Origin of the sequence: Pseudogracilibacillus sp. SE30717A, from assembly GCF_037071985.1 — a bacterium.
Lineage (GTDB): Bacteria > Bacillota > Bacilli > Bacillales > Amphibacillaceae > Pseudogracilibacillus.
The window spans coordinates 147,495-166,040 of sequence record NZ_JAXHDF010000007.1 but is presented as its reverse complement, the minus strand read 5'-3'; the positions used below and the strand labels follow the sequence as shown (position 1 = coordinate 166,040).

18 protein-coding genes and 1 pseudogene are annotated in these 18,546 nt (G+C 33.7%); 5 read left to right on the top strand and 14 right to left on the bottom strand.

The window, feature by feature from the left end; translation table 11 throughout:
• Positions 1-24: 24 nt before the first annotated feature.
• The 12 genes from SPD48_RS12745 to SPD48_RS12690 form a co-directional block, all read right to left on the bottom strand.
• A complete protein-coding gene (locus SPD48_RS12745; RefSeq protein ID WP_336258505.1) occupies positions 25-1,035 on the bottom strand; it encodes a sensor histidine kinase in 1,011 nt (336 codons plus the stop codon).
• Complete coding sequence (locus SPD48_RS12740; RefSeq protein WP_336258504.1) at positions 1,032-1,709, bottom strand: response regulator transcription factor; 678 nt, start codon at positions 1,707-1,709, stop codon at positions 1,032-1,034. The genes SPD48_RS12745 and SPD48_RS12740 overlap by 4 nt, the downstream gene beginning before the upstream one ends.
• A 152-nt stretch (positions 1,710-1,861) precedes the next feature.
• Positions 1,862-2,158, bottom strand: a complete 297-nt coding sequence (locus tag SPD48_RS12735; RefSeq protein ID WP_336258503.1) for a hypothetical protein — start codon at positions 2,156-2,158, stop codon at positions 1,862-1,864.
• Positions 2,159-2,509: 351 nt separating this feature from the next.
• Positions 2,510-3,118: a hypothetical protein gene (locus SPD48_RS12730; protein ID WP_336258502.1), complete on the bottom strand. Its 609-nt coding sequence runs from the start codon at positions 3,116-3,118 to the stop codon at positions 2,510-2,512.
• Positions 3,119-3,261: 143 nt separating this feature from the next.
• On the bottom strand, positions 3,262-3,582 hold the full coding sequence (cutA, locus tag SPD48_RS12725; protein ID WP_336258501.1) for a divalent cation tolerance protein CutA: 321 nt from the start codon (positions 3,580-3,582) through the stop codon (positions 3,262-3,264).
• A 147-nt stretch (positions 3,583-3,729) separates the two neighbouring features.
• Entirely contained in the window at positions 3,730-4,287 is a 558-nt protein-coding gene (locus SPD48_RS12720) for a putative glycolipid-binding domain-containing protein (RefSeq protein WP_336258500.1), read from the bottom strand.
• Between the two features lie 148 nt (positions 4,288-4,435).
• Positions 4,436-4,579 carry a hypothetical protein gene (locus tag SPD48_RS12715; RefSeq protein WP_336258499.1) on the bottom strand — a complete coding sequence of 48 codons (144 nt, stop codon included), beginning with the start codon at positions 4,577-4,579 and terminating at the stop codon, positions 4,436-4,438.
• Positions 4,580-4,700: 121 nt separating this feature from the next.
• Positions 4,701-4,892: a hypothetical protein gene (locus tag SPD48_RS12710; protein WP_336258498.1), complete on the bottom strand. Its 192-nt coding sequence runs from the start codon at positions 4,890-4,892 to the stop codon at positions 4,701-4,703.
• Positions 4,893-6,103: 1,211 nt separating this feature from the next.
• Positions 6,104-6,442, bottom strand: a complete 339-nt coding sequence (locus SPD48_RS12705) for a DnaJ family domain-containing protein (RefSeq protein WP_336258497.1) — start codon at positions 6,440-6,442, stop codon at positions 6,104-6,106.
• A gap of 193 nt (positions 6,443-6,635) precedes the next feature.
• A complete protein-coding gene (locus tag SPD48_RS12700; protein ID WP_336258496.1) occupies positions 6,636-7,934 on the bottom strand; it encodes a helix-turn-helix domain-containing protein in 1,299 nt (432 codons plus the stop codon).
• A gap of 227 nt (positions 7,935-8,161) precedes the next feature.
• Positions 8,162-8,926 (bottom strand): hypothetical protein, encoded by a 765-nt coding sequence (locus SPD48_RS12695; RefSeq protein ID WP_336258495.1) that lies wholly within the window; start codon positions 8,924-8,926, stop codon positions 8,162-8,164.
• A gap of 132 nt (positions 8,927-9,058) precedes the next feature.
• Entirely contained in the window at positions 9,059-9,580 is a 522-nt protein-coding gene (locus SPD48_RS12690) for a GNAT family N-acetyltransferase (protein WP_336258494.1), read from the bottom strand.
• Positions 9,581-9,943: 363 nt separating this feature from the next.
• Between SPD48_RS12690 and SPD48_RS12685 the strand changes: the two genes are divergently transcribed.
• Positions 9,944-10,969: a serine hydrolase domain-containing protein gene (locus SPD48_RS12685; protein ID WP_336258493.1), complete on the top strand. Its 1,026-nt coding sequence runs from the start codon at positions 9,944-9,946 to the stop codon at positions 10,967-10,969.
• 76 nt (positions 10,970-11,045) lie between these two features.
• Here SPD48_RS12685 and SPD48_RS12680 read toward each other — a convergent pair.
• Both SPD48_RS12680 and SPD48_RS12675 read right to left on the bottom strand, forming a co-directional pair.
• A pseudogene (locus SPD48_RS12680) lies at positions 11,046-11,473 on the bottom strand (transposase); the annotation flags it as partial.
• A 313-nt stretch (positions 11,474-11,786) separates the two neighbouring features.
• Positions 11,787-13,541, bottom strand: coding sequence for a sigma 54-interacting transcriptional regulator (locus tag SPD48_RS12675; RefSeq protein ID WP_336258492.1), 1,755 nt, complete (start codon positions 13,539-13,541; stop codon positions 11,787-11,789).
• 249 nt (positions 13,542-13,790) lie between these two features.
• On the opposite strand from SPD48_RS12675, the gene SPD48_RS12670 reads away from it, so the two are divergent.
• The 4 genes from SPD48_RS12670 to SPD48_RS12655 are packed head-to-tail and all read left to right on the top strand — an operon-like array spanning position 13,791 to position 18,451.
• Positions 13,791-14,954, top strand: coding sequence for an amidohydrolase family protein (locus SPD48_RS12670; protein WP_336258491.1), 1,164 nt, complete (start codon positions 13,791-13,793; stop codon positions 14,952-14,954).
• A gap of 24 nt (positions 14,955-14,978) precedes the next feature.
• A complete protein-coding gene (locus tag SPD48_RS12665; RefSeq protein WP_336258490.1) occupies positions 14,979-16,340 on the top strand; it encodes a glutamine synthetase family protein in 1,362 nt (453 codons plus the stop codon).
• Positions 16,341-16,379: 39 nt separating this feature from the next.
• A complete protein-coding gene (locus tag SPD48_RS12660; protein ID WP_336258489.1) occupies positions 16,380-17,123 on the top strand; it encodes a type 1 glutamine amidotransferase in 744 nt (247 codons plus the stop codon).
• A 2-nt stretch (positions 17,124-17,125) separates the two neighbouring features.
• Positions 17,126-18,451 carry an ArgE/DapE family deacylase gene (locus tag SPD48_RS12655; RefSeq protein WP_336258488.1) on the top strand — a complete coding sequence of 442 codons (1,326 nt, stop codon included), beginning with the start codon at positions 17,126-17,128 and terminating at the stop codon, positions 18,449-18,451.
• Positions 18,452-18,546 lie beyond the last annotated feature (95 nt).

The window sequence follows — 18,546 nt, the reverse complement described above, 5'->3', positions numbered from 1 at the left end:
GTTTAATTCTGGGTTAACTTTAGGTTAAGCTCTGCCAATAACTACTCTTGTGCCATTTTTAGTTGATATAAAGTCAGCTTTCAGCTTCATTTTTTTCAACATATAATTTGAAATCGATAAACCAATTCCCACCCCACCCTCATAGGAGGAGTGATCCATACCTGGACCTCTGTCTGCAATAATGATCCGTTCTTTTTCTACATCAACCACAATGTTTGCATATTTTCCCTCTGCTGCATGGCGAAGAATATTCTGAAATAAATTATCCAGAACCCGCGTCATCCATTTAGAATCTATTTCCCAATAAAAAGTCTCCTCTGTTGGTAATTTAACATCGAACTGAATTTCTTTTTCTTCAAATACAGGATACCACGCAGCAACAGATGCTCTTACTAAACGTCCAATATCTGTTGATGTGGGTTGAAAGGGATGTTTCCCTGATGTAAGCAGTGTATAGGAAAGTAAATCATCCATTAAATCTCCGACTCTTGTAATGGTATGGTTCATCTCTGCTAAGGAGTCATGTCCTTCTAAACTTATGGATTCTTTATTTAATCTGGTGACATGTGCTCTCAAAATAGTAAGTGGCGTTCGTAAGTCGTGAGATATATTCGCAATGAGTCGATGTCGTAATAATTCCTCTTCATATTCTCGCTTACGACTATCTTCAAGCTGCTGAATCATCCAGTTAAAAGTAATCCCTAATTGGTCTATTTCATCTAAACGATTCATTTGAACTGATACTGGTTCAGGAAATGAGCTATTATTAGCGGAGAATGACATGACTTCTTGTAAGCGAGTGAGACGTTTACGAAGTCTCAAGAAGAAAAACCAAGATATGACAACAAATGCGACAATAAGAAAACCAAACAAAAGTAGTATAACGTAAAATAGATTTAACGTATTCAGATTTTCTTCATTCATGCCGGAAAAATCAATAGACGCAAAGAAGAAAATAAGCACAATAGGCGGAAAAAAGATAAATAGAAAATGTCCCATTAGAAAACGACGAAATAATGATCTAGTCTGTTTCATAGTTTCACCCGATAGCCTATTCCCTTCAACGTTTCAATAATCTCTGGGGAATTTGGATACCGTTCCAATTTTTGACGCAGTCGATGGATATGCACCATTAATGTTTTATCACCAGTTATGTAAGTTTCGTTCCAAATCGCTTCATAAATTTGTTCTTTTGGTAACACTTGATTAGGGTGGCGTAAGAAATACATTAAAATTTGATGTTGTTTCCCTGTTAATATAATTTCTACTCCTGTGTGCTTGTCATATACCATTTGGATTTCTGGATCTACTTCAATATGATTTCCTAATGCAATTCGTTTGGAATGTATACCACCACTTCGGCGGATTAATACTTCTAATCTTGCAACTAATTCATCCGTATGGAATGGTTTCGTTAAATAGTCATCAGCAAATTGTAAACCATCTACCTTATCATCTATTGATGTTCTAGCAGATAACAGCAATATTGGAACGGCAGGAGCTGCCCTTTTTAATCGTTTTCCCACAGTAAATCCGTCTAAACCGGGTAACATGATATCCAAGATAACTATTTCATGCTGATTTACTTCTTTTTCGGCTCCTTCACCAGAAAGCAACCACTGAACTGAAAATCCTCGCTGTTCCAATTCTTCTTTTACCCAACTGCCTATTTTCTCATTATCTTCAATATATAATACGTTTCTTTTCAAGGAACATCCCTCTCTAAATTTCAAGAATTATCTTGTATTAAACATAGTAATCTAATTTCCAAGCAGAGTAATGAGCTTACTCATCCATAAACAATGTAAATATATTTGATACTAACTCTTAAGCCCTAAACTTGTTGATAATGTTGCTTGTTTCAGGATTTGTTTCTTACTTCTTTTCTCTTCTTTGATTCTTTTACATAATTAATATAGTTCCCTGTTCCTTCGATTGCAGAAACTGCAATAATAGCCCATTCAAGTGGAGAAACATCATTTAGCGATTCCTTACCATAAAATAATGTAACTACTGTGATAAATCCATATAGTAGGGCTTTACTAAAATATTCCCAAATCGGAGAATAATAATCTAAATTAACCCTTGCGTATATCTTATCTATTAGGAAAGCAATTACTAGAATTAAAACGATAGTAAAAATTAATTCCATTGTCACAGAACACCTCCAAGGAAATTCTAACATATTCCAAAACAGTTCTTTATATTTTGGCAGATTTTTTAATATAGTAGTGTTTTTTGGAAGAATACCTTTATTTAGGTATTGCCCTTTTTGTTGTACATTTTAAATTTATTATTATAACTTTTAGTTCAACTAACCTACTGATACAGAACTCCCATTTATACTGCCTATTGAATTAAACTGCCTCGTAGCTCAATAACCTCTTAAATTTAATATTAACATAATATATTCAAAACGAACTTCAATAAAATAAGACGACCAATTTTGATGATCGCCTTGCCCCTGCATCCAACGCTTTGCCTATATTCTAATACCGACACTTGTAATCTATCTATCTAAATACCCCTCTTTGACATGGGATTTATATGCCAGGGAACTGAACAGGAAAAGAAGCCAGCATGAAAATATATAAATTAGGGTTGAAAAATAAGGCATCATGACTTCATCTCCATATATTTCGAATAGTATCCGTGTTTTTACGTAGTCTCCACTGACACCGAGAAATGAAATTATAGCTGGGATTACATAGTACATATACGCAATCCATGTTTTAACTTTATCAAGTTCTCTATCCTTATCCGGGAAGACAATTGGTACTTCCGTTCGCTGATCTATTCTTGCTAAAAAGTATATGGCTATGAATAAACCGACTAACAACAATTGATACAAGACTTCTTCCTTCAACACTTTCAGTAATGGAAAAGTGAATAAGAGAAATGAGCCATACCATTGATAAGTGAGTGTCAATACATAAGCTTTCGCTCTATTTCTTGAAAAGCGGAAGACCAATACAATCGGCATAAGCAGCATTATGACAAAGACCGCAATAGTCCACATGGTGAACGTAGAATCATATGCTGGAGCAAAAACTGCCACCACTGCGGCAAATAGCAGCATCAAATAACACCACAACATTATTTTAAATGGATTTCCCATTGATTATGTCTCCTTCAATGTAACCAAACAACTATTTGATTAATTATTCTGATTAAAGATGCTGTTGCACCTATCAATAAATGCAAGAGCAACGCTTATTATAACAGCGTTGCTCATTTCAACTTCACAAAGAATTAGTTGATTTAGCTTAATAAGGGTAACACATTTATAATAGGTTCTTCATAAGGATGAATACTTCTAATTATGCTTTTTACCTCTTCAATACGTTTATATTTACATCTAAATTCCATTTTACATTCAGTTCCAAAAGAAATCTTCCCTTTAGTACCATTAAAGGGTGTTGACTCACTCAATGGTCTCCAATATCCGTTTGAGATAGAGTAGGAAACAACATTATCGTAATTTCCTACAGTTAAAATACCTACGACATTGAGCTCATCTCTTAACTTTTCAATATATTCCTCTGGTAACAGCACTTCAACTTTTACGAATTCAAAATCCATTTAATTTTTCAACGCCTTTTATATTTTATAGTTTTTTTCCAAAACAAACATGCTTCTTTAGTACCAAAAGAAAAAGCCGTTTTTTTGCAGTTGGATCTTCAACTATTGCACCCTTTACTTTAAGTGAATTTAATCACAAACTAAACATTATAGTATCCTACTAAAAGTATTTGGATAATCGACAACTAAACCATTTGAATCTACACAAATGATTGTTTCATACTCAAAACAACGGTATTGGAAATATTTTAAATCACCTTTCTTACGGATGTATTTATAAGATTGGGGTACTTTTTTTATTTCTAATGTAGGAACTGATATATAGACCATATGAAAGTGTTCTATCTGATTAATACTCCAATTAATTCTATTAATAGGTAAAGAGTTGGAAAAAGGAGTAGCAGAAATATCTATGTCAATCGCACCATTAAGACTGTTAATTGATTCTCCACCAGTATTAAACCAGTTTCCATCTCCATCAGTATGTAATTCTAAATTATTAATTTTATCAACATTGATACTAACCCTCTTAATTAGCCAATGTTCATCTAATTCCACATAATAAGTTAAATTATGAGCATTAGTCTTTTTTTCATCTACATAAATTACTGTACTTTGAACAACGAGACTTTCGGTATTTTCCTCAATTTTAAGGTACTCGCAACCATATAGTTCTTCGTTTTGCCATACTACTTTTACGGCCATATACTCTCCCCCGATTATATCTGTGTAATTTTACTATCACAACTCGGTTATTGAAGCTGCCGTTTTACTTCAGTAAGAAAGGGCAGTCTTCTAAAAGAATAGCACCCTTTAATTTAGGTGCAATCTCGCACAACCCTTTTTCTTATAATTATTTTTTTGCAAATCTTGGTTTACTAAAAAAAGCTGCTAAGAGTAGAAATAATAAAGAAATTAAGATTCCAGTAGCTCCTTTACCAAAATAAGCAAATATAGGAGTAGCTACGGCTGCAAGAATAAACATCAATTTCATCATTATATTTCACCTCATCATCGAATATCGGTAAATCTTTATTATTGTAAAGCACCACCATAGTTAAATAAGTTAGATAAGATCTTCTTTTATTAAGCTGAATACATAATGGTCAACGTATCTATCATATAACTTTGTACCAAATGCCAGCTTGAAAGCCATTATTATTTCCAAATTGTTTTAATGTTCCTTCAATAAACTCTTTTGAATTACTAACCTCTTTTGTGAAATCAACCCACGGCAACCATTCCCTAAGATAATTCCTTGATTTATCAGTTAACAAAAATAAATTTTCAGCATGCCTTGGTTCTAACAAGCGTAATTCTCAATCATCATCAAGTTTAAAATAAAACATAACTTTCACTCCTTGTATCCTTTTTTATAAAATTAACTTATATAAAGTTAAAGACTTTTTTAAAATGTTTCTCTTTGTACAATATCCTTCTTCAAGAAACCTGTCCCGTTAGTTCAATAACTTCTACCACAATACTAACATAATATTCCAAAAATAATATTAGCGGTTGTCAAAACGAAAAAGGCGGCCCTTACTGTGATCACCTTCTTTTATTAAAGTACCTGTTAGTAGAGTAAGAACAATTAAGGTATTATTGTCACTAAAGCAAAAAATACAATTACAGAAAACGGAATAATATAGATACATTGCTTTTTTCTTTTAGGAACAAGAAGTAAGATAATAATTATCATTAAAGCATATAATATTTCAGTGCCAATCATATAAAAATAGTTTCCCTTACTTATAAGAACATTTTCGTATTGCATGAATTCTTCATAATAGTTTACCGTAGAAAGATAGATTTTATATCCCTCAAATGCAATTAAAGAAATTGGTAACGTCGTAATAATACTGGAAATGAAGTGATTACCATGGGAAAACCACATTATATAGGCTGGAATCGTTGATAGTAATGCAAGGATGCACCAAAAAATAATATATTTTAATGGAAAAAGTTCAAGAAATAATATTGTATATGTGTAGTACGAGAGTAGTAATGAAACAAGGAATGTAAAAACACGTGTTGCTGCTAATTTAGGCGTGTAAGAATATACAGCTATTAAAGTGGAAATAAATATCTACATTCCCCAGTTACTTCCGATGTAGCCTAAAATTGAAACTTCATTAGGAATTATAGGTGAATCAAATACTTTAGCAACGATTCCCAATGTAAATCCAAAAATGAATGAAAATAAAACAGAATATGCTATTTGCTTTTTGCCTACTCTAATATTAGTACGTATTTTATCAGATTTTAAAAATACACTCATATTAACCTCGATTATTTTTATTTTTACAATGGATTGTTTAAGACGAGTTAAACATCGCTCTTCAACTAACCTTCTCCGTTAGTTTAATGACTTCTACCACAATACTAACATAATATTCCAAAAATAATATTAGCAGTTTGTCCAAAAGAAAAAGGCGTCCCTACTGTGATCACCTTCTATCATTTAAGCCCAGTTAATGAAATATCGAGTTATTCAAAACAGATAAATAAATTAATGAGAGGATTACCAAATTCTTTTTGCTTCTTGTAATTCACTCAGGCTTATTAGGTTTTTTTGCATTTGGCTCGGACACATTTTGTTGTATTTGCTAATTTTCTCATTAATAATTTTTACGTCCTGTTCAGTTTCGCAAGTATGCACTAACTGAGATATTTCTTTTTGTAACTGCAACCAGGGTGGTAAATATCCTGCATCTCTTGCTATCTTTTGAAAGTGCTGAAATGTGTCCATTTTTAAATACTCTTTAGATAACGGTTTGCCCTTTCCCTTATTGTTATAGTTATCTTTTTCTCCTGATGCTTCTAAAATATCTCCTATTAAATCATTATATTCTCTATCCATAAGATCTCCTCCAAATTTTTCTTCTCAAAAAACCACCAGAAACACCACTGCCTTATAGTTGAATCAAAATGTTTTTTACCTTAAGTATCCTTAATTACATCATTTATTTAACTTCTAAATGTAATTCTCCTTTATCGTTATCATCTTCTCGATAAATCTCTCCAAATGTCCTTTGTTAACTTCCTCTTTTCTATTAAGATTCCCCCTGTCTCCTTTTTTGGCTACTCATACGCTGACGCACTTTTTCACTTGCGATAAATGCATGTTTGAAGCAAATACTTGCTCGCTTATAAGCATGGAGTTCTTCATAAAACGCCGCCCATAACGGTGCATAGTACAAGGTTAATGAATAATACTCTTGCTCTGAGAAATAAGGGAAAACCAGCTCTTCTATGTCTTTTAACTTATTTAGCGTGTTGTCTCGATCACTTGCATATTTTAGCAAATCTCTTTGATATTGATGATGAAGCACATTAAATCGTTCCCTTGGATAGTGGGTAAATAGCTTATTCAATGTTTCTTCATCACCTTGTTGATAAGTAGCTCTCATCCAATTTATTACAATATGCAAATCTTCCTCAAAGCTATTTGCTCGCTCGTAATATGACATCGCTTCCTTGAATAAACCCTGGCACTCATAGCAATAGGCAAGGTTGTTGTAGAGAGAGCTCCATTGCCTTGGAGTTTGTATAGCTGAAACATTTCTCAATAAATCTAGACCTGCTTCAAATTCCAATAATGCTTCTTGAAACCTATGTAAATCATTCAAAATGACCCCCTTCATCGAATAAAGCTTCAACTGAAATAAAGGTTTGTAATGATGCGAGAACGCTTCAGCCGCACGATTGATGTAATATAGAGCTTGCTGGAATGAATAATAGCGATGGTGGGCAAAAGCTAAATGATAAAGATAATTCGCTTGTTCAAAACGATTGGCAGTATTCATATAATTGCTGACATGCTGTTGTTCTTCTCTTAAGATTATCTCCTCGAACTCCAAAAAAGATAAATGAAGATTCGTCGTAGTCGCAATATATATTTGCGTTACCCTATCTTGATGCCAAGTGATGAAAGGTTCAATTTTCATCAGTAGTTCTCTAGCTTCAGTTAGGGCATCAATGGACGACAAATACCGACTATAGACCAAGCCAGCTAGCAAATCGACTTCTTGTTGAAAAACCTTCGTTTGATAAGACTCTAACCTTGCTAATTCGTTTTGTGTAAGAGTTTCATTCGATAATAGTTTTACGTACATTGTTTCAAGAGTAGAATGTTTCAGCTCTAAATTGGCTACCTCATTCTCCAAGTCAATTCCTAGACGTTCTAAAAGCATTTCATATACAGTTTGTTCGGCAACCACGACACCATTTTCAATACGACTCAAATAAGAAGGTGTACAAATTCCCAAAGCTACATCATCCTGTCTTAAACCTTGTTGCTGACGATGATATTTTATCAGCCGCCCCCAGTTCTTTTCTTCATTATCTGTCATTGTTGTCACCTCTCCATTCATTTTAACAAATTTTCTTTATCATTTATTGTGTATATGGAAAGAATCATTATGGATTATCTTCCGATTTTCACCTGACTTACACAACAAGAAAAAGCCATCGTTAGCTTAAACAACAATGGCCTCTAATTTTCGGTAATAAGGTTCACAAAAAATACACCTATCAGGATTACCCTTGAAATTTACCAGTTATAAATACTTTATTGCATCTAGTCATATTCCGGCGTATCACCTTCAGTATTTGATAGGCTTACACTATATCGATCAACTTCATATGACAATTTCCAAGTCCCAGTTTCCATACCTTTCTCCCAATGTTCTGTAAAGGTAACTAGATAAATTTCTTTCTCAATTTCTTCTACGCTCGTTTCTCTTATAACTTTAAAGTCTCCTATTTCTCCTTCCCATTGCCCAACAGTTTTAGGAAATTCGTCTGTGACAGATCCTTCACCAGAAGTTGCAAAAGAAACAGCATCTTCTTTTGTAAATGGAGGCATATTTGGAGAGGTTAATTCTAAATAGCCCCAACATAATACAAGTGAAGCTATTGGTATAATCAAAAACAGTTTTATCTTCTTTCCCATTTTATTTCTTTTATATATCCACTTATCAAACATTCCATATATTATTGCGGCTATCATTCCGTAGATGGCAGCTGTTCCACTTTGAAACAATACACCATTACCCAGGCCGAAAATGCCAAGAATTAAAACATACAGCCAGTCATGCTCCTTAAACGATTTCCTTTGCAAATACTCTATTGCTATAGACACTACATTGCCATAAATTAAGATAATTAAGCCAATATACATGAAATAGACGATGAACCAACCGATAAATTGGTTCCCACGATTGTATTCAAATTCAAATCCACCATATAAAAATACAAGGGCGAACAGTATCGAAAGAAATACTGTAGTAACAAAGGTTACAACTAACTTTCTTAAGAGAAGGCTTTGCTTTTTAGTTTCCAAATGTATTTTACTCCTATCGGTAAGTAGTTAAGTTCAATTTTATTTTCCAAATAACCCTTATTTTATAATTTTTACAAAATATGTGATTATCGTTCTTTCATAAAAACACCCGTTTGTTGAATTGGATTTTGTTTAAATGTGTTTTAAAAAGTAAAGAGTTAAATCATCATCATTGGCACATTGAGCGTATTGCTCTAATAGTTGTCCTTTATACCACACCCCTGAACCATCTGGGATATATCCTCTTTTAACGTACATTCTTTGAGCGGAACCATAGCCATAATGTAAACCAACTGCCAGTGATACATAGTCACTATTCACTTTTGCAATTTTTTCTGCGACATCCATCATCTTGTTTCCAATACCGTTCTTCTGAAATTTAATGAACACGTTTAAATCAACAATCTCAGGTATATTTTTAGATGCAAATGGTCCGGTTGAAGAACTTGGTGAAAGTGTTACATATCCCGCAACTTGATGGTTTACTTCAGCAACTATTACTATATGTTCTTCTTTTTGCTGACAAGTATAGTAACCTTCAAACAATTCATTTGGTTTATGCCAATTCTGTTCTGCAAATCCTTTCATAATTTTTTCTATATCACTTCTTATCATTGAACGAATAATAAGGCTATTATTCTCATAATATTTCAATCGAACTTTCCCCCTGTAATCCTACCATCCTTTTCAACTAACCAGTCTTGATAGCTTAATAACTTCTACCATAATACTAACATAATATTCCAAAAATAATATTGGAAGTTTGTTCAAAAGAAAAAGGCGACCCTACTCTGATCACCTTCTTTCATTAACGTAGCCGTTAGTTTAAGAAGGACTTTTCAATCCTGCTAAGAACTATTGTTAAACTATTGAAAAAATTCATTTTAAATGCTATATTCAAAAAAAGCAAAGGAGGAGAGCAAAATGATTCGTTATCAAATGTGAAGAGGTTAATTGAATGTGTTTAAAAAAATGCATAAAATTTTTTCAAAAAAACACATTCAGGGGGAATTAAAAATGGATAAACAAATGAGTTGGAATAATCTAGCCAATAAACAACAGGAACTTAAATTTTCTGGAAGTATCCTTGTGCGTAAAAGTGGTCAAACAATATTTTCTGAGAGCTTTGGCTATGCGATCCATTCGGAAAAAATTGAAAATCAACCACACACTCGCTTCTCAATTGCATCTGGTAGCAAGATTTTTACATCTGTTGCAATTTGTAAGTTGGTGGAAGAAGGAAAAATCACATTTGACACGAAAATCATCAACTGCTTAGATATTGATTTTCCATATTTTGATGAAGAAATCACCATTCATCATTTACTAACGCATACATCTGGTGTTCCAGACTATTTCGACGAAGATGAAATAGATGATTTTGAAGTGCTTTGGGAAGCCCAGCCAATGTATCGGGTTCGTTCTGCAAAAGACTTTTTGCCAATGTTTCAGTATGAAAAAATGCAAGCCAAAGTTGGTAGTACTTTTAAATACAATAATACTGGTTATATTATTTTAGGCCTTGTTATTGAGCATATCAGTGGCATGAATTTCGTTGACTATATCGAAAAAAATATATTTCAAACCGCTGGCATGACTGACTCAGGGTATTTTTCAATGGATGAACTACCTGAAAGAGTTTCATTTGGATATATGGAAAAACCAGATGGTACGTGGAAATCAAATGTTTTTTCTCTGCCTGCAAAAGGTGGACCTGATGGTGGTGCCTATGTTACTGCAACTGATATTGGGGTATTTTGGGAAGCGTTAATGAATCATAGACTATTGTCAGAAGAAATGACTAGCATCTTATTGACCTCACAAGAAAATGTTGAAGAAGATATCTTTTACAGTTATGGTGGGTATATGGAGTTAAATGAACAGGGTGTCGTGAAATATATTCAGATGGGATATGATCCAGGAGTGAATTATCGTTCTGTACATTATCCAAATAAAGATCTTACCATCGTTGTCTGCTCAAATAAATCAGAAGGTGCTTATGAGATGCTTAAGGAAATAGAAAGTTTAATAGTAAATAAGTAAAGTGTGAATAAGGGCTAATTCTGCTATTAGCCCTTATTTTTCTTTAAAATGTTTTGCCAAAAAAGAGCTTAAATCAGTTCCTTTTATTATAGGCAATTACGGATTGTTGGTTCATTGATACACTTGCATATAAATTGCTTCATAATCATAACCAGCATCCATTGTTTGATAGGGGATATGAGAAAATGGTAAATTATCGATTACCTTCAAAAGCGGAATTGCAGCTTTACCGTCATTTAAATTTCCTAACGAAAAAAGGGATTGTAAAATATATTGGCTCGAGGTTCCTACTGCTAGATGACCTTTGTAACCGAACCAAAATTCATTTTTACCTTCGCTGTTTTTCTTCACGCCCCATTTTGCGTCTTGAGGAACTTCAGCACGCAGCTTAGATAAAGTTACATCAAGTTGGGCTTTGATAGGTTTTTCGTATAAAGGTTTGTTAGCCTCTTTTTCAGCTTGTTCTGCTAGCCATTTTTCTCGTTCTTCCGCCTTTTCTTTACGGTGAAGGAGATACTTAATGATGTTAGAATGGATGCCAGTTCTAAATATAATTTTATGATAGTCTGTTTCTCTTTCAACGTGATCACTCCTGATACTCCCCCTAATATCGCATTAAGGTTATTTTCTATAAAAAATGGCTCAGTTTTCAATTGTTATGGTGGCTCACTTTTAAGTTACCATATACAAATAGTTTTAAAAAATCGTTTAGTTTATAGTAAAAGAGGTGTAAATAAATCAAGATATGATAGAGTGAAAGCGTAGCTAAAGGGTGGATGGTTGTCACTCTTTAATCTTGGAAGGCTATCCTTCTATTTTATGAAGGTTTTTTCCGAACAATATTATATTTCTTTAATTTATAATTTAAATTCTGTCTTGATATGCCTAATATGTTACTAGCTTCTGTAATATTACCATCAGCTTCTTCCAAGGCCTCTTTTATAAACTTGGTTTCTATAAGTTCCAATCGTTCATTTAAAGGTAAATGAGATTCAAAGATAGAAGTCGGAGCAAGGGTAGATTCATTTTGATTGTAATCGTCGATAATTTGTTGTTGAAATGAATCTGATAAGTGATCAAATGTAATTCTTTTTTCGTCATACATTAAGTTTAGAGCCCCTTCGATAGTATGCTCAAGTTGTCGTGAGTTTCCTGGCCAAGAAAAGTTAAGAAAAAATTCCATCACATTATCTTCTACACCATTTACATCAATGCCTAGTGCTTTGGAGTGTTTATGTATAAAATGTTCGACAAGTGCAGTAATATCAATCTTTCTTTTTCGTAGCGGTTTAATATTTAAATTTACGACACTAATGCGATAATATAAATCTTCTCGTAATCTACCATTTTTGATTGCCTCTAGGGGATCTTCATTCATAGTGGAAATAACGCGCACATCAAAATCAACTTCCTTATCAGAGCCTAATCTTCTCACCCTTTTTTCCTGTAAAACTCTTAATAATTTCGCCTGAAGGTCCAAGCTAATCGAATTAATCTCATCCAATAATAATGTTCCTTTATGAGCTTGTTCAAATATACCTGCTCTATTCACTGCACCAGTAAAGCTGCCTGTAGTCGTTCCAAAAAGCAGTCCTTCTAAAAGATTTTCTGGAATTGCTGCACAATTTTGTGCAATAAACGTTTCGTTTTTTCTTGGACTTTCATTATGTATACTTTGAGCAAATAATTCTTTTCCTGTCCCTGTTTCTCCGACAACAAGAACATTGGATGAAAAGCGAGAGATTTTTTTTGCTTGTTCTACTATTCTACCCATCTCTCTGCTTGTAAAAATTATATCTTTAAACGAATAACGAGTATTGTTAGAAGACTGTTTATGTTGAAAGGACGTATCGTTATCGTTATTTAGCAGACGGATTGTTTCTTCAAGTTGTTTTTGTTTCGTAATATCTTTTAATATTTCAACGGCGCCTATTTTTCGGTTTCCGGTCGAAAGTGGATATGTTTCGGATAAAATTGTCATTTCCTTTCCCGAATCTGTGAAATGTGTTTCTCTATGATTTAACGGTTTTTCTAGGCGCAATGTTTTGAGAAGTTTGCTATTTTCTTCTTCTAAGTTAGGAAATGCTTCAAATATAAATTTGTTTTTAATGAAGTCGGGCTCACGAGAATTAATTTCGCCAATTTTTTTATTGTAAAAGAGAATTTTTTTATCTTCATTGATGACACAAATACCTTCATCTAATTTATCTAAAATAGCATCATAAACTTTCATTTGTTCCTTCATATTTTCTAGGTCATATTTAATTTTTTGTTTTTTTGTCATGTTTTTAAACACTAATAAAAAATGAGTCTGAAGAGGTGTAATAGTTAGCAATAGATCGTTTGTACCAAAAGAAAGAGATATCCCTGTGGACTTGTCTTCAAGAGAGAAATAGTCTTTTAAATCATAAGGAAATAATTCGAATATAGACGTATTGTTATATTTTGAGGTATTTAATGAAAACAATCGTTTTGCGGCATTATTTACTTGGATGATTTCTCCTTCTTGATTCGTTACGATCATGCTTTCGAAAAAATTATCCCAGACTTGATGCAACAACACATTTGTCATTTATTACTCCCCCTTAAAAAATATCACCATTTATTTTTGATAAGTATAGCATAAATAGTTTAAAGAAATAAATTTTTCTGAAAAATATTTTTCACTGAAAAAATATTTTCTTCTGTAAAGAGGGAAAGTTCGCAAATTATCTACCAAATCTTCTAGATTGCTTTTAAAAAAACTTGGCATGCTTTTTGCATAATGTATTAGTAAGAAAAAAACTAGGTTTATTCGAGTTTACATCAGGGAGGGCTATCGATGAGTATAGATTTAACAAGAGTTAGAACGATTGATGTTCACTGTCACCCGTTTTTACCAAATGAAAGGCCTTACTCGGAGATTGAGTTTTTAGAAGAATTATCTTTATCCGTGAGGCCAGGAATGTTTGATCAAAAAATTAAAAGCAAAACAGGAATGATGTATTCAGGATTAAATATGTATATGCAGATTACTATTCAGCGACTTGCAAAATATTTTTCATGTGAGCCTACGATTGAGGCAGTGGTAAGAAAGAGAAATGAGTATGCTGGGGATTTTTCCAGCTATACGAAGGAATTGTTTAACAATGTAAAATTAGAAGGCCTATTAGTCGATTTTGGGTATCCGACCCCAGCTATTTCAAATAAAGTGTTTGAAGAAATCACTGGTTTTCCTTCTTGGGAAGTTTATCGAATAGAGCCAGTAATGGATCACCTTCGAGATGAATGTAACCGCTTCACCGAATTTGTTGAAGCTTATCGTAACGATCTTAGAACTGCATTAGAAAAAAAAGGTGTTTTAGGGCTTAAATCGATTATTGCGTACCGAAGTGGATTAGAAATCGGACCAATGAATGAAAAGGAAGCATCTATACAGTATGAATCGTTTAGAGAAAATAAGAGAGCGACAGTTAAAACATTAAGAGATTATTGTCTACATATTGCAATGGAAGAGTGTACAAGAGCAGACAAAGCAATGCACATTCATACAGGGGTAGGAGATGGAGAAGTATTATTACATAAAGCAAGCCCTAGTCTTTTAGTAAACATGCTTCGAGAAGACAAGTATATGAATACAAAAGTTCACTTAGTCCATGGCGGGTATCCTTGGATGGAAGAAGCCGCATTTATATGCAGTGTATTACCAAATGTTTACATGGATATCTCTTTGCAAAATCCATTTGCTGGCCATGGTGTGAAACGAATCATTTCGCAAGTATTTGAATTTGCTCCATTTAACAAAGTCATGTATGGATCTGACGCGTTTACCATCCCTGAAACAAACTGGCTAGGAGTAAAATTATTCAAGGAATGTTTTACCGAGGTTTTACAATCATGGGTGGAAAAAGATTACATGAGTGAAGAAAAAGCGCAAACGATTGGCGAGTTGGTCTTGTTCAGAAACTTTGAGGAGGTTTATAAAAAAGATATTGAACATATTTAATGAAAGAATAAGAGGTGATGATTTGTGTTAAAAACAGAAACTTCCACTATAGAAGCAGTATTGGAGAAAGTAGAAGAAAAAAATATTGAATTTATTCGAATAGAGTTCCTCGATTATTCTAATGTCACGAGAGGAAGGACGATTCGAAAAAATAATCTAAGAGATGCCATGGAAAAAGGTGTTAATTTTAGTACGGCGATTATGAGTTTCGATGTCTTTGATACATATGTTCCAAATCCAATGTATGGTGCGGAAGATGGCGATTTTTTTGCATTACCAGATCCCAACACTTTTGCAATTTTACCTCATCGTAAAAATACAGCTCGGATGCTTTGTGATCTAGTAGATGAAAACGGGAATCCTTGGAATGGTTGTCCTCGAAGTACATTAAAAAGATTGTTAAACAAAGTTGAACAAGTTCTTGGAGGCAAGCTGCATATGGCTTATGAACAAGAAGCATATCTACTTAAAGAAAAAGAAGGAACGAGAATTTCTGCTGATCAAAGTCATTGTTTTTCTACTGTAGGAGTCGATGTACAAGAAGATTTTGTTCAAGATTTTGTTTTTGCTTTAGAAAAAATGGGGGTAGTTACAGAACAAATATCAAGTGAATATGGTCCAGGACAACTGGAAGTTAATTTAAGATATGCTAATGCATTAAAAGCAACGGACGATCAAGTCACTTTTGCCCATCTATTTAAGCAAATTGCCAGTGATCATGACATGATTGGCACATTAATGCCCAAACCATTTGGTCATTTAGCAGGTAGTGGGTTACATACACATATTAGTTTATTTAATGAGAATGGTGAAAATTTATTTAAAGATGTTACCGATCAAAGAGGTTTGGATATGTCTGAAGATGCTTATTACTTTATTGGCGGTTTATTAAAACATGGAAAATCGTTAGTTGCTATCGGAGCACCGAGCTATAACTCATATAAAAGAATGCAACCAGGGTCTTGGGCTCCGGCACATATTTGTTATGGAGCTAGAAATAGGTCCGTATTAGTAAGGATTCCAGAAAAAAGACGAGATAGAAGATTTGAATTTCGAGGGGCAGACGGAACATGTAATCCATATTTGTTGAGTACGTGTCTAATAGCTGCAGGATTGGATGGAATCCAAAATAAAATTGATCCCGGAGATCCTATCGAAGAAGATGTAAGCTTAATGGATGAGTTTGAACTGAAAGAAAAAGGCATAGAGTGGGTTCCTCGTACGTTAAATGATGCCTTGGATAGTTTATCAGAAGATACAATTTTAGCTGATACGATTGGTCGCAATATATGGTCTGAATTTATCAAAGTGAAAAGAAATGAATGGAATAAATTTTGTCAAAATGTGACAGATAAAGAGTTACGAATTTATTCAGATATGTATTAAAAGGATGTTTAAACCATTTGGAGGTGAGATATGTAAGGGATGAAATTTGACAAAATAATAATCAACGGTGGTGATCATTTGAGAGTACATGCGTTAATTAATTATTCTATTGCGGATTTAGGAATGATAAATGAATGGATCGACAGTAAAGGGCACACTGTTACAACGACGTCTGTCTATGAAAACCAGAACTTCCCTAATATGAATGAATTTGATTTATTAATCATTTTAGGAGGTGTTATGGGAGCCTATGAAGAGGAACAAAATCCGTGGTTACTCCATGAAAAACAATTTATTTTAAAAGCGATAGAGTGTAAAAAAGCTCTTTTAGGTATTTGTTTAGGATCTCAATTAATTGCTGAAGTACTTGGAGGAAAAGTGTATCCGCATATCCATAAAGAAATTGGTTGGTGGCCTGTCCGTTTTTTTAATGAAGTAGAAAATTTTTCGCTATTTAATGGATTGCCAAAAGAGCTGTCGTTGTTTCAGTTTCATGGGGATACATTTGATTTACCAGAAGGCGCTACTAGGTTAGCAGAAAGTGAAGCAACTAGAAATCAAGCATTTATATATAGTGATAGAGTTGTCGGACTTCAATTTCATCCAGAATTTAGCGAGGAAAAATTACATGAAATAGTCCAAATTCACGGGGATGACATTAAACCTGGTCCGTATACTCAGTTGCCAGAAACGTTTTTACGTCAACTTGAATATGTTCAAGAAGCGAAAGCATTTTTATTTACATTATTGGACAACTTTGAACTATTAACTAGGAGGAAATAAAAATGACTGAAAACTGGGAAAGAAAAGTCGAAGAATGGATGACTGAAAACGAAGAAACGCTACTGAATTTATTGAAGAAGTTAGTGAGTTTCAAAAGTATCAATCATAACTTTCTAAAAGATCCGTCAGAAAGTGAAGTTGATAAACTTCAAGAATACTTGGAGAAATATTTAAATGATCTCGGACTTGTGACTGATAAGTGGGATGTTTATGAAAATCAACCAAATCTTGTTGGAGTTTTAAAGGGTAATAGTGATAAAAAGAACACTCTAATATTGAATGGTCATATTGATGTCGTTCCATTGGGAGATACATCAAGTTGGTCTTATGACCCGTGGGAAGCCGAGATAGATTCTGGAAAAATGTACGGTAGAGGTACATGTGATATGAAAGCAGGGGTAGCTAGCAATGTAATGGTAGCAAAATTTTTAAAAGATTTAGGTATTGAATTGGATTCCGATTTACAACTTCATATTGTGACGGATGAAGAAGCAGGGGGTGGAGGTACGAAGGCAGCAATTGAAAGGGGTTACACAGGTGAAGGAGTTATAGTTACCGAACCTACAGACGGTATTATCGATCCAGTTGAAGGTGGGCTAGAGTGGGTAAGAGTAACAGTGAAAGGCTCTGCCGGTCACGCTGGATATAGATATAGTCATATTTATCCCGGTTATGGTACAAGTGCTATAAATGCAATAGAAAAGGCTCAAGTAATTTTAAATGGAGTATCCAATTTAGAAAAAGAATGGGGTAGAAATAAATTTAATGAACTATTGCCACCTGGGATTACAACAATTAGTCCTGGAGTGATGATGGCAGGAGCAGGGGAAAAAGATGGCCTTCCAGCCACTACTACGAACCCGGCAATGGTACCTGACCATTGTATTATAGACTTTGATTTAAAGTATTTACCTTCTGAGAATAAGGAAGATGTTCGAAAAGAATTTGAAGAACATATATATAATGTTTGTCAAAGTGATGATTGGTTACGTGAGAACCCTCCAAAAATAGAATGGGAACTTTATGGATTACATTTTCCAGCAGTAGATACGAACCTAGATCATCCACTTGTTAAATCTATAGAAACGAGTCAAAAACAGTTAGATGTTCAAACAGAATATGGTGGTTTTGTAGCTGTATGCGATGCTGCATTTTATGCTGGAAATAATATACCGGCGGTCATTTACGGACCTATTGGTGAAAGGTTGCACGGTCCCGATGAAAATGTGGATGTCGAATCCGTTTTTGAAGTAACAAAAGTGCTGATTTTATCTGTCTTACAATGGTATGGAATTTTCACTCCAAATAATAATCAAAAATCCATTTAATGAGTGGAGTGTTGAGCTTCTACAAAAACATCAGAAAGTTTGTGGAGGCTCGACACTTAAAAATTAGCTAAAAGATGAACATTTCTCAAAAAGGA